Origin of the sequence: Pseudodesulfovibrio pelocollis (assembly GCF_030282845.1) — a bacterium.
GTDB classification, from domain to species: domain Bacteria; phylum Desulfobacterota; class Desulfovibrionia; order Desulfovibrionales; family Desulfovibrionaceae; genus Pseudodesulfovibrio; species Pseudodesulfovibrio pelocollis.
Genome location: NZ_JASTWE010000027.1, coordinates 1 through 13,479, shown reverse-complemented (window position 1 = coordinate 13,479; position 13,479 = coordinate 1). Strand labels below are relative to the sequence as shown.

Below are 13,479 nucleotides of genomic sequence, written 5' to 3'. Positions count from 1 at the left end.
GACCGGGGCCTGCACGCCCGGCCGAAGAGACGGAAGGTGTTTACTCCGGCACCGATGCGCAGTATCTCCACAAGGAACGGGAAAGATCGCCATGAATCTGCACAACTACTACGACACCGTCATGCAGCTGAGCCACGGCATCGTGGTGACCTTCGACCTCGGCGGCCGGATCATCCACGGCAACTCAGAGCTTGAGAAGCTTACCGGCTATTCCATCAAGGAGCTGGCGGGCAGGGACTGGTTCAAGACCTTCATCCCCGAGGATCGGCACGAAAAGGCCATCCGCACCGTGACCGACTCCATCCGCGGCCAGACCATCTCCACCACCTCGGGCATCATCCGCACCAGAAGCGGCGACACCGTGTACATCGACTGGCACATCAAATCCCTGGTGGATTCGGCCGGGGAACCCATCAGCGTCCTGTGCGTGGGCCAGGACGTAACCGACCACATGCTCCGCCAAAAAGGGCTGATCTACGAACGATCAACCCTCATGGAGCGCAACAAGGAGCTGAGCTGCCTCTACCACATCAGCCTGCTCATGGTCGAAATGAACGAGGAGCTTCCGGTCATCCTGTCCAGGATAGTCAACCTGCTCCCGTCGGGCTTCCAGCGGCCAAGAAAGACGCACATCTCCCTGACCGTGGACGACATCCACCTGCAAAGCCCCGGCTACCGCGACACGGACAACCGCCTGACCGAACCGATCACGGTCAACAAGGAGCGGCGCGGCATGCTCGTGGTCTCCCTCGAAGGCCACGGCAGAAGGGCCAGGAACGCGGAATTCATCGAGGACGAGAACGACCTCCTGGCCACCGTGGCCCAGCAGATAGCCCTCATCGTGGCCAAGAAGGAGGAGCGCCGCGCCAGGCAGCAGCTGGAACAGCAGCTCAGGCAGGCCGACAGGCTGGCCAAGATCGGCCAGTTCTCCGCTGGGCTGGCCCACGAGATCAACGAGCCCCTGGCCAACATCCTCGGCTTCGCCCAGCTGGCCCTCCAGACCCCGGGCCTGCCCGAACAGGTGGAAACCGACCTGCGCAACATCGTGGACTCGTCCCTGCACGCGCGCGAGGTCATCCGCAAGGTTATGCTCTTCGGCCGCCAGATGCCGCCCCAGCTCGTCATGACCGACCTCAACGCCACCATCACCCAGGCCCTGCGCATCACCGAGGCGGGCGCCAAGCGCAACAGGGTCGAGGTGGCCTGCCAGCTGGACCAGACCCTGCCCCCGGTCATGGCCGACCCGCAGCACATCACCCAGGTGGTGGTCAACCTCGCGGCCAACGCCATCCAGGCCATGGAAAACGGCGGCGCGCTCACGGTCAGGACCATCAACCACGGCGGCGACGCCTACATCGTCATCGAGGACACCGGCCCGGGCATGCACCCCGAGGAACTCAGGCAGATATTCACCCCCTTCTACACCACCAAGGACGTGGACAAAGGGACCGGCCTCGGCCTCTCGGTGGTCCATGGCATCGTCAAGGCGCACCAGGGGTTCATCCAGGTGGACAGCACCCCCGGCCAGGGCACGCGCTTCGAGGTGGCCTTTCCATGCAGTCAAACCAATGGAGCCGAATAGACCATGAGCGCCCCCATCCGCATCCTCGCCGTGGACGACAGCCCCAGCACCCTTGAAGTGATCAAGCGCAACCTGGAGCCGCACGGTTACGAGGTCTACACCCGCCTGCGCGTGGACGAGGCCGTGGCCCTGCTCGGCGAGCTGGCCATAGACCTGGTCATCACCGACTACCGCATGCCCCAGGCCACCGGGCTCGACCTCATCCGCCACGTGCGCGACAACCACCCGGAGACCGAGATCATGATGATCACCGGCTATCCCTCCATCTCCGGGGCCGTGGAGGCCATTCGCGACGGCGCGGGCGAATACCTGCCCAAGCCCTTCACCACCGAAGAACTGCTGTCAGCCGTGGGGCGCATCGCGGACAAGCTCCAGCGGCGCAAGGCCGTGAGCTCCACCGCGGCCCAAAGCGAGAACTACGGAATCGTCGGCGACTCGCCCGAAATGGCCGCAGTCTTCCGGCGCATCGGCAAGGCGGCGGCCACCAACGCCAACGTGCTCATCACCGGCGAATCGGGCACGGGCAAGGAACTGGTGGCCCGGGCCATCCACTACAACAGCGACCGCAGGGCCGCGCCATTCGTGCCGGTCAACTGCACGGCCATCCCGGACAGCCTGCTCGAAAGCGAGCTGTTCGGCCACGTCAAGGGGGCCTTCACCGGGGCCAAGGAGAGCCGGGCGGGCTTCTTCGAGATCGCCAACGGGGGGTCCATCTTCCTGGACGAGATCGGCGACGCCAGCCCCAACATGCAGGCCAAGCTGCTCCGGGTCATCCAGTCCAAGGAGTTCTGCAAGGTGGGTTCGAGCCGGGGCAACACCGTGGACACCCGCATCCTGGCCGCAACCCACAAGGACCTCAGGCGGCTGGTGGCCGAAGGCTCCTTCCGCGAGGATCTTTTCTACCGGATCAACGTAGTGGACATCCATGTGCCCACCCTCTCCGAGCGCGGCGACGACATCCTCGTGCTCATCAACACCTTCCTGGCCAAGTTCGCGGCGGCCATGCAGCGCCCGACCCCGTCCATCAGCGACGAGGCGGTCCAGGCCCTGCGCCGCCACTCCTGGCCAGGCAACGTGCGCGAACTGGAGAATCTCATCCAGCGGCTGCTGGTCATCGTGGACCACGACCCCATCGAGGTGACGGACCTGCCGGAGACCATGCGCTTTTGCCTGTCCATGACCGGCCGGGTGGACCGGCCCCTGGCCGAGGTGGAGCACGAGCACATCATGAACGTGCTGACCATGGTCGGCAACAACAAGTCCCACGCCGCCGACATCCTGGGCATCAACCGGAAGACGCTGCGGGAAAAACTCAAGAAGATGGGGAAGGAATGACCTGGCACCCGGCGCACCCCTCTCCGGTGGACGCGGGCAGATAGAGCGACACCGTGGTCCCCAGCCCCGGCTTGCTGGCGATCTCCACCCTGCCGCCGAACTCGTCGATCTTCTTCCTGACCATGGCCAGCCCCAGGCCGCTGCTCCCCTGCTTGGTGGAATAGAAGGGGTTGAAGACACGCTCCAGGTCCACGGCATCCATGCCCACCCCTGTGTCCCTGACCCTGACCACCACGCAATCGCCCTCCAGGGAGAGGCCCATGGTCACGGTGCCACCCCCGGGCATGGCCTCGATGCCGTTCTTGAGGATGTTGACCACGCACTGCTTCAGGGTGTCCTCGTCACCGAGCACCGCGGGCAGCGCCCCGGCCGGGCGCACCTCGACGGCGTAGCCAAGCCCGCCGTAGCCGATGGTCATGAGTTCGGCGGCGTCGCGGCATACGGCCGTCATGTCCACCTCGCCGATCCGTGTCTCCGAGGCCCGGGCAAAGTTGAGCATGCTGGTGAGCATGTGCTCAAGCCGCCCGCTCTCCTCCAGCATTATCTCCACCTTCTCCCTGTCCGCGCCGATCAGGTCGGGTGATTTGAGCAGGGAGTTGGCAAACCCGCCGATGACGAAGAGCGGGTTGCGTATCTCGTGGGCGAGGTAGGTGGACATCTCGCCCACGATGGCCAGCTTGTCGCGCTGGGTCTGGTGCCGCTCCTGCAAGGTGCGCTTGGTGATGTCGCGGTGCATGACCATGACATGGCTCATCTCGCCCCGGACCCCGAAAATGGGATAGGCGTAGAGCCGGTAATATTGAAGCAGTCCGTCCCGGCTGACACGGGTGACCAGCGCCTCCTCGGCCCGGCCACTCGCCAGGGTCTTGTGATACGGACAGGTCGGGTCCATGAGGCTGCAAAAGGACGAGCCGTCGCGCAGCCGGGCCGCCTGCCAGCAGGCCTTGCCCAGAAGGTCCTTGCGCTGTGCCCCCGCCCGCTCCCAGACGATGCGGTTGAGATCCACCACGTTGCCAGCCCGATCAAGGAGCAGGATGTCCTCGCGGATGCCGTCGAGGATGGCCTGGAGCAGACTGCGCTGGTGGGCCAGACTGTCCATGCAGTACTTCTTGACCAGGGTCATGTCGTGCAGGCCGCAGAAGAAGGCGACCTCCCGGTGATCGAGGATGGAGATGGACTCGCCCACCCGCCTGCGCAGGCTTTCGAGCATGCCGGGGCTGCCGGTCATCTCCACCACCAGGTTGATCTCGGGGTGCCTGTCGAGCATGACCTCGAAGCGGTCGTACACGGGCACATTGATCTCGCCGAAGGTGACCAGGTCCGACTCCCGTTCGACGTGGCTGGCGGCCGCCAGCAGGATGTCCGGCAGAAATTCGCGGAAATCCTCCTCGAAGACGATGTCGAGCAGGGCCTTCACTCCCGGCCCGGAGCCGATGATCCCCACCACGAAGGATTCCATACTCCCGTTCCAGTAGCATATTCCCAGGGAGTCGTAATCGAACTCGCCCATGGCCGCATCCTCCGTTTGGGCCAAGGATACGGGATGACCACGCCCCTGACAAGGCGATGGGCGGAATTCGGCCACGGGGCATCCGGCCGAAGGCACATTATCATTGCTACACGGTGGCCTGCGAGGGTACATGTGGCGGAACCTGGAGGACCGGCTCTCTTCACCCAACGAGTCAAAACATGATGCATCACGCGCAAGACACACCCCGGGCAACGCTGGCGCTTCTCTTTTTTCAGGCAGCGCTGACGCTCCTTGTCCTCACGACGACCCTGCCCGCCCGGGCCGACTCGCAGCCGCTCATCGGCCCCGGCCTGCGGGGGCATCACGACATCGCCCTGCTCATCGACCCCGCCGACGGCTCCATCCTGGACGCCAACGACTCCGCCCTGCGCTTCTACGGCTACTCCCTGGCAACCATGCGCTCCATGCGCATCCAGGACATCAACCAGCTCTCGCCCACCGAGGTGGCTCAGGAGTTTCGCCGGGCCAGGGACGAGCAGCGCAACTACTTCATCTTTCCCCACCGGCTGGCCGATGGCACCATCCGGTCGGTGGAGGTCTCCAGCTCCCCCTTTGCCGATGCCGCAGGCAGAAAGCTCCTGCTCTCCCTCATCCGCGATGCCACGGGCAAACTGCTGATGGACGAGGAACTTCAGCGCTACCAGACGCGCATGGAGGAACTCGTGGCCGAAAAGATCGAGACCCTGGACAGGGAGCGCGCCCACAGGCGATGGATCGCCATAGGCAGCTTCGGCATCCTGGTCGTCTCCGTGGCCCTGGCCGTCATCGCGGCCATGCTGCGCCGCACCCGGGACCAATTGCGGCTCGACGGCCGCCGCCAGGACATGCTGCTGCAACTGGACCGCATGACCGACGCCCCGGTGCAGGAGGTGATGGATTTTGCCCTGGAGGCGGCCCTTGTGGCCACGGGCAGCCAGATAGGTTTCGTGGGTGTGATGACCGAGGACGAGTCAACCATGGTCGTCCAGGCCTGGTCCAAGGATGTCCTCGCCGAGTGCAGGGTCGATGGAACTCCCCTTCATTTCCCCGTGGCCGGGGCCGGCCTGTGGGCCGAATGCGTCCGCCAGCGGCAGCCGCTGGTGGTCAACGAGTCTCCCGAGGACCACCCGGCCGCCGGTGGATGCCCCGCAGGCCATGTCCCCCTTGCCCGGCTGCTGACCGTGCCCGTGATGCATCATGGACGCATCGTGGCCGCAGTGGCGGTGGCCAACAAGAAAACCGGGTACGACGATTCCGACATCCAGGCCCTGACAGTGCTTCTGCAACGGGTCTGGAACAGGATGCTCCGCAACCGGTACAAGGCGCGCCTTGAGGCGGCCAACAGGGAGATCGAGCTGCTGCTTGAGGCCATCCCCAGCATGCTGGTGCGCATCGAGCCCGACACCACGGTGGTGCGCTGGAACGAGACCGCCCACACCCTGTTCGGACTGGAGCCCGGCGATGTGCTGGGCCGCCCCCTGGCCGAGTGCGCCATGGCCTGGGACCGGGCCGAGGTGGAGCGCGCCATCGCCGAATGCCTGGACGACGCCCCGGCCCAGGTGCACAATCTGCGCTTCGAGCACACCGACGGCAGGGCCGGGCTGCTGGAACTGACCGCGAGCGCCGTCCTCGATGAGAACGACACCCGGGTGGGTCTGCTCATCCAGGGGCGCGATGTAACCCACCTGCGCCAGATGGAAACCCAACTGCTCCAGTCCCAGAAGCTGGAGGCCATCGGCCAGTTGGCCGCGGGCATCGCCCACGAGATCAACACCCCTGCCCAGTTTGTGGGCGACAACACCCAGTTCCTGCGGGATGCCCTCTCCGGGCTGCTGCCGATTCTCGAAACCCACCAGGAGATGCTGCGGGCGGCCAGCAACGGCCACCTGCCCGAATCCCTTGTCGAGCAAGCCCGCAAGCTGGCCGAGGACGCGGACCTCGACTTCCTGCGCACCCAGCTGCCGCTGTCCGTGGCCCACATCGAGGAGGGCATCCAGCGCATAGGCAACGTGGTCAGGTCCATGCGCGAGTTCGCCCACCCCGGCGGCCGCGAAAAGACCCTGACCGACCTGAACCGGATCATCGAAAACACCATGGTCGTGGCCCGCAACGAATACAAGTTCGTGGCCGACACGAAGATCGACCTGGACCGGGACCTGCCCCAGGTCATGTGCCTGACCGACGACATCAAGCAGGCCCTGCTCAACGTGGTCATCAACGCCACCCACGCCATCCGCGACGTGGTGGGAGAAAACCCGGACAAGCGCGGCCTCATCCGCATCACCACAGCCAGCCGCGACGGCCAGGCCGAGATCCGCGTCAGCGACACGGGCACCGGCATCCCGGAGGCCATTCGCTCCAGGGTGTTCGATCCCTTTTTCACCACCAAACCGGTGGGCGGGGGGACCGGCCAGGGACTGAGCATCGCCTACGCGGCCATTGTCGAGAAGCACGGCGGCACCATCACCTTCGAGACCCAGGTGGGCCGGGGCACCACCTTCATCATCCGCCTGCCCGTGGGCCACGACGGGTTCTGAACCACCGGGCGGCCACACTCCGTGAAGGACGGAAGCCCCTTACAATATTCTTGGAAACGGAGGCACTTTGTGCATAAGATGTGGCGATGACGACCAGCACCTTCATTGCCCTTGCCCAGAACGTGTCGCTGCTGCTGGCCGCGGCCATCCTCTTTGACGTCTTCGCCGTGCGCTGGCGGCTGCGCAGCCATACGCCCGCACACCTCATCGTCGGGTTCCTGCTCGGGCTCATCGGCGTGGTCAGCATGGCCACACCGTGGACCCTGATGCCTGGCGTGATCTTCGACGCCCGCTCCGTGCTGCTCGGCATCTCCGGCCTGTTCTTCGGCGGGGTCGCCACGGCCGTGACCATGCTCATGACCGCCGCCTACCGGCTGCACCTCGGCGGCGCAGGCGCGTGGACAGGCGTGGCCGTCATCCTGGCCGCCGGCAGCATCGGCATCTTCTGGCGCCACGCCAGGAAAGGGTCGCTGGCCTCGATTTCCTGGCGCGAACTGCTCCTCTTCGGCCTGACCATCCATCTGGTCATGCTCGCCCTCATGTTCACCTTGCCCCGGGCCACGGCCCTCCTGGTCCTGTCCCGCATATCCTGGCCTGTGCTGCTCATCTTCCCGGCCGCCAGCTGCCTGATGGGCCTTCTGCTGGTCAACAGACTCCGGTACGGGCAGACCCAGCAGGCTCTGGACAGGCAACGCGCCGAATTGCAGGAGAGCCAGGCCAAGCTCAGGCTGGCCATGGAAATGACCGACATCGCGCCCTGGGAAATGGACATCGCCAGCGGAACATTCCTCTTCGACGACCAATTCTATGCCCTGTACGGCACCACCGCAGAGCGCGAGGGCGGATACCGCATGGCCGCAGAGACTTACCAGCGTGAATTCGTGCATCCCGTGGACATGGGCGTGGTCAAGGACGAGAGGACCCGCCTCGCCATCACCGACGACCCCAATTTCACCCGACGGGTCGAGCACCGCATCGTGCGGCGCGACGGCGAGGTGCGGCACATCGTGGTCAGCTATCTGCTCCTGCGCGACGCCCTGGGCAGGCCGGTCAAGACCATCGGGGCCAATCAGGACGTGACCGAGCGCAAGCAGTTCGAGCAGGATCTTTTCGAGAGCCGGGAGCGCTACCACGCCCTGCTCTCGGGCATGCCGGACATCGTCATGCGCTTTGACCGGCAGGGCCACCACCTCTTTGTTTCGGACAGTGTCAGGGAATACGTCCACCTCGTGCCCGGGGAGTTTCTCGGCAAGACGCATGCGGAGCTGGGTTTTCCCGAGTCCGACTGCCAATTCTGGCACGACGCCATAGAAACGGTCTTTGAAACCCGGAAACCGCTGGAGACGGAGTTCTCCTTCGAGAGCCGCAAAGGACCGGTGGTCTTCAACTGGCGGCTCATCCCCGAGTTCGACGCCGGGGGCGAAATCCCTTCGCTGCTCTCCATCAGCCGCGACATCACCGAACAGCGGCGCGTGGAGCAGGACTACGAAAACCTGTTCATGAAGATGCTCGACGGCTTTGCCGTGCATGAAATCATCTGCAACGAGGCAGGCGAGCCCATTGACTACCGCTTCCTCGTGGTCAACCCGTCCTTTGAGGCCATGACCGGCCTGACGGCCAAAACCGTCGTCGGCAGGACCGTGCTCGAAATCCTGCCCGGCACCGAACGGCTCTGGATAGAACGCTACGGCCGGGTGGCCCTCACCGGCGAACCAATTCACTTCGCCAGCTATTCCAAGGAATTGGACAAGCACTTCGAGGTGACGTCCTTCCGCCCCGCGCCCAACAGGTTCGCCTGCATCTTTGCCGATGTCACCGAGCGGGTCCAGGCCCAGGAGGACCTGAGCCGCATCTTCGAGTTGTCCAAGGACATGATCAGCATCTCCGACATCCGGACATCCCGGTTCCTGCGCGTCAACCCCGCCTTCACCGACACCCTGGGGTATTCCAGAGAGGAGCTGACGGCCCGCTCGTTCCTCTCCCTGATCCACCCGGACGATGTGCAGCCCACCATCGACATGGTCGAAATGAAGCTCAAGCAGGGCCAGGAAGTGGTCGATTTCGAGAACCGCTACCGGCGAAAATCCGGCGACTACATCTGGCTCAACTGGGTGGCGCGGCCACTGCCCGAAAAGGGACTCAACTACGCCATCGCCAGGGACGTCACCGAGCGCAAGCAATACGAGGCCGAACTGATACAGGCCAAGGAGGCCGCCGAGGCCGCCACCAGGGCCAAGTCCCAATTCCTGGCCAACATGAGCCATGAGGTGCGCACCCCGCTCAACGGCATCCTCGGCATGCTCCAGCTGATGCGGACCACCCGCCTCGACGGGGAACAGGATGATTACGTCGGCAACGCCATCCAGGCATCGCGGCGGCTGACCCGCCTGCTCTCGGACATCCTCGACATCTCGCGCATCGAGGCGGAAAAGCTGACCATCATGATCGAACCCTTTGACCTCGGGGAGTCCCTGCTCACCGTGCGCGACCTCTTCATGCCCAGCGCCCGTCAGGCGGGCATCGACTTTGATATCCGCATCTCACCGGGCATCAGCGACATGCTCCTGGGCGACTCGGTGCGCGTGCAGCAGGTGGTGAGCAATGTGGTGGGCAACGCCCTGAAATTCACCCAATCCGGCTCGGTCACCGTGGAGGTGTCCGATCTGAAGCCGCTGGCCCCGGGCCAGTGCCGGGTGCTCCTCTCGGTGGCGGACACCGGCCCGGGAATACCGGACGACCGTCTGGACAACCTGTTCCAGCCCTTCACCCAGATGGACGGCGGATGGAACCGGCCATACCAGGGCGCTGGCCTCGGGCTCTCCATCACCAAGCGCCTGATCGAACTCATGGGCGGCACCCTGTGCATTGAGAGCCGGGTGGACATCGGCACCACGGTCCACATCGGCCTCTCCTTTGGCGTGGCTGCCCGAATGGATGACACGCATCCCGAGGCGGCCCGGCAGGATGTGCCGCCGCTGGGATCCCTCCGGGTGCTGCTGGCCGAGGACGACAGGGTCAGCGGCATCGCCGCCCGCCGTCATCTCGAAAAGGCGGGCTGCGAAGTGACCCTGGTCACAGACGGCCAGCAGGTGCTGGACGCCCTGCGCTCGGGCGGGTTCGACGTGGTGCTCATGGATGTGCACATGCCGGTGCTGGACGGCGTGGACGCCACCCGGGCCATCCGGCGCGGCGAGGCGGGCGAGGCCAACAGGCATGTGCCCGTCATCGCCCTGACCGCCTACGCCATGTCCGGCGACCGCGCCCGGCTCCTGGCCGAGGGCATGGACGGCTATGTGGCCAAGCCCGTGGAAACACGGGCCCTGCACGACGAACTGGCCCGAGTGACCGGCGCGGCCCGGAACCGCTAGCTCCGCACACGGGGTCCGGGCCGACAATCCCGGCAGCAGCGTGGCCCGTCTGGACAGCCGCCCGCTTCCCGAGTAGGTTTGCCGACGTTTGCGCGTCGGCCCTTCCGGCGCATCGCCCTCTTCCGGGCCGCCACCACGCGGCCGATCACGGCCGCCGCTTGTCCGCCCTTTCCGCCTGGAGATTTCATGGTCAGCTTCCGGCTTCTAGGCAAATGGACCTCGCTGGTCCTGGTTTCCGCACTCCTGGCCGTCCTGCTGCGCTGGGCCGGGCTTCCCGCAGCGGAAATGCTCGGCCCCATGGTGGCGGCCACGTTCTTCGCCCTGCGCGGCGCTGCGCCCGACATGCCCCGGTGGGCCTTTGGCGGAGCCCAGGCCGTGATCGGCTGCATGCTTGCCATGGCGATCACCCCCTCCACCCTAGTCTCGCTGGCCAGGGACTGGCCGGTGATGCTCACTGTGGTCGCCATGACCATCGGTGCGGGCGGGCTGACCGGATTCCTGCTCACGCGGTTCGGCTCGCTGCCGGGCGACACGGCGGCCTGGGGCTCGTCTCCGGGAGGCGCGGCAGCCATGACGGCCATGGCCGAGGCCCATGGCGCGGACCTGCGCATGGTCGCCTTCATGCAATATCTGCGGCTGTTCGTGGTGGTGCTGACCGCCTCGGTGGCCACGCGCCTCGTGGTGGGCCATGCGCTGGACACACCCGCGCCCCACGCCTGGAATCCGGGCCTGGACACGCCCCTGATCCCCCTGATCCAAACCCTGGCCCTGGCCGTCTGCGGCGTGGCGGCGGGCGGCAGACTGCGCATCCCGGCCGGGGCCCTGCTGCTGCCCATGCTGGTCGGAGCAACCCTGAACGCCACGGGCCTCGTCACCCTGATCGTGCCCCCCTGGCTGCTCTGGCTCGCCTATGCCGGGCTTGGCTGGTACATCGGCCTGCGCTTCACGCGCCAAACCGTGCTCCACGCCATGCAGGCCATCCCCCAGATGCTCCTAGGCACCGCCCTGCTCATCGCCCTGTGCGGCGTCTCGGCCTGGCTGCTGACCGCCTGGCTCGGCATGGACGGCCTGAGCGCCTTCCTGGCCACCAGCCCCGGCGGCCTCGACTCCATCGCCATCATCGCCATGGGCAGCGGGGGCGATCTGCCCTTCATCCTGGCCCTACAGACCCTGCGCCTCTTCGCCGTGGTCCTCGCCGGCCCCCTGGTGGCCAGGCTTATCTGCCGCCTGGGCCGCCCAAAGGGCACTCCTGACCCCAGAAAATGATACTTCGTGCACAATCGCCAACCAGGACAACATTTTCAAACCACGTAGCTCACTTTCTCAAGTTGGGTGTCAATCCACACACCCCGTCGGAAGCGGCGGACACATAGCGGACATATTCCTGAAATCCGCCATCAGGCACGAAAAAAAGGGTTCCAAGTATTTACTTGAAACCCTTAACTTTCGTGTGGTGGAGCTGGAGGGAATCGAACCCACGACCTCTTGAATGCCATTCAAGCGCTCTCCCAACTGAGCTACAGCCCCACGTCGTTGGGAAAGTCAATTTGCAGAATGCGCCCATGGTTGTCAACACAAAACACGAGCTCGCCGCAAAGGTTGAATGATTCACGGGCAATGGGCGTTTTCAGCTCCACAGCCAGGACGGGCGCACCGACCAGAGAACGGCCATGAAACCACGTCTTCGAAAACCAAGGACAGGTAGGAATCGTTCCTCTTCTCATGCTTTATTTATGCTTTTTTTCTGATAAAAATATTTATTTAGTTATTTCAGATAACTACGCTGACTAGCCGACCAAATCACCAGGGGAAAACCCTCTCCATGCCTGGCATGTTATTAACATGATGCTGTTTAAAACTAAAAATTTCTCGGATATTCGCCGATAATGGCTTGCCACAAACATGTCCGCCAAGCCTTGCCTTTCGCTGTGGCGATCAGAGTTATCAACAATTCAACTAATAGTATTTACAAAGTTTTTGCCAATTGACTCCTGGCACGATTGCCACTATACAATAGTACAAAGGCAACCGCCCGTTTAATCCTGACGCCAACAGCCGATCACCAGGAGCACATCATGGCCGAGAACGATACCACCCAGACCCAAGTGCGACTCACCCTCACCCTTCCGGGCGACGGAAAGTCCTCCCGCTTTCAGATCGCGCCGGACATGCTGGTCGCTTTCGACTTCGACGTGTCAGACGCCATATTCACCGGAAGCGGAAACGACCTGGTCATTTCCGTCGAAGGTCACGGTATCATTGTCATTGAGGACTACCTGGTGCTGGCGGAGCAGGGGGCGCTGCCCACCTTCGAACTCATGGGCGGCATCCTGGTGCCCGGCGATGTCTATCTCTTCGCCTTCAACGAAGTGACCGAGGAAGAGGAGCTGGAAACCGCAGCCGACGGCTCGTCCGGCAGCAGCGGCGCGGGCGCGTATTCCGACGACTCGGGTTCCCTCGTGGACGGTTTTGACAGTCTGGGCGGCCAGCAGGGACTCTCCTTCCAGAACGGTGGCGGCGGATTCCGCGACTCGACCCCCGGTTTTTCCCCTTCCAGCACGGCTGGCGCGTCGAACAACCCGCCGACCATCAACGGCACCCTGTCCATCGTCACTGACGAGGACGTGCCCACGGTAATCACTGCCGCTCAGATCCTCGCCCTGGTCAGCGATCCCGACCCGGGCAGCGTCCTGAGCGTGACCGGCCTGTCCGTGGCGGGCGGCACCCTGACCCAGATCGGCGCGGGCGCATGGCTCTTCACCCCTGACCAGGACTACAACGGAACCATCGCCGTGACCTTCACCGTCACCGACGGCGTCCACACGGTCCAGGGCCAGGGGGCCATCACCGTCAACCCGGTCAACGACGCGCCCGTGGCGGCCGACGACACGGCCGCGCTCATGGAAAAGGAGATCATCACCGGCTCCGTGGCCGAGAACGACCATGACGTGGACAACACGGCGGACGAACTGACCTATTCCCTGACCGACCCGGACAACACGCCCGTGGGCCTGACCTTCAACGCCGACGGCACATATACCTTTGATGCGTCGACCTACGACTTTCTGACCGAGGGCGAAACCCGCGTTTTCAACATCGGCTACACCGTGTCCGACGGCGAGTTGACCGACACCGCCACCCTGACCG

The 13,479-nt window shown here is 64.5% G+C and carries 7 protein-coding genes and 1 tRNA gene; 6 read left to right on the top strand and 2 right to left on the bottom strand.

Features of this window, described 5'->3' with window-relative positions:
* The first annotated feature begins 91 nt into the window (after positions 1-91).
* Positions 92-1,582, top strand: coding sequence for a PAS domain-containing sensor histidine kinase (locus QQS14_RS10440; RefSeq protein WP_285906935.1), 1,491 nt, complete (start codon positions 92-94; stop codon positions 1,580-1,582).
* A 3-nt stretch (positions 1,583-1,585) separates the two neighbouring features.
* Positions 1,586-2,917 carry a sigma-54-dependent transcriptional regulator gene (locus QQS14_RS10435; RefSeq protein WP_285906934.1) on the top strand — a complete coding sequence of 444 codons (1,332 nt, stop codon included), beginning with the start codon at positions 1,586-1,588 and terminating at the stop codon, positions 2,915-2,917.
* On the opposite strand, the gene QQS14_RS10430 is transcribed toward QQS14_RS10435, so the two are convergent.
* A complete protein-coding gene (locus QQS14_RS10430; protein ID WP_285906933.1) occupies positions 2,895-4,427 on the bottom strand; it encodes a two-component system sensor histidine kinase NtrB in 1,533 nt (510 codons plus the stop codon). The genes QQS14_RS10435 and QQS14_RS10430 overlap by 23 nt on opposite strands.
* Positions 4,428-4,606: 179 nt before the next feature.
* On the opposite strand from QQS14_RS10430, the gene QQS14_RS10425 reads away from it, so the two are divergent.
* From QQS14_RS10425 to QQS14_RS10415, 3 genes are all read left to right on the top strand, one after another.
* On the top strand, positions 4,607-6,964 hold the full coding sequence (locus tag QQS14_RS10425; RefSeq protein WP_285906932.1) for a GAF domain-containing protein: 2,358 nt from the start codon (positions 4,607-4,609) through the stop codon (positions 6,962-6,964).
* 86 nt (positions 6,965-7,050) lie between these two features.
* Complete coding sequence (locus QQS14_RS10420; protein ID WP_285906931.1) at positions 7,051-10,332, top strand: PAS domain S-box protein; 3,282 nt, start codon at positions 7,051-7,053, stop codon at positions 10,330-10,332.
* Positions 10,333-10,518: 186 nt separating this feature from the next.
* Positions 10,519-11,598: an AbrB family transcriptional regulator gene (locus tag QQS14_RS10415; protein ID WP_285906930.1), complete on the top strand. Its 1,080-nt coding sequence runs from the start codon at positions 10,519-10,521 to the stop codon at positions 11,596-11,598.
* A 185-nt stretch (positions 11,599-11,783) separates the two neighbouring features.
* Here the strand turns inward: QQS14_RS10415 and QQS14_RS10410 are convergent.
* Positions 11,784-11,859 (bottom strand) — tRNA-Ala (locus QQS14_RS10410).
* A gap of 548 nt (positions 11,860-12,407) precedes the next feature.
* On the opposite strand from QQS14_RS10410, the gene QQS14_RS10405 reads away from it, so the two are divergent.
* A partial coding sequence (locus QQS14_RS10405) for a cadherin-like domain-containing protein (protein WP_285906929.1) occupies positions 12,408-13,479 on the top strand: 1,072 nt, incomplete at its 3' end.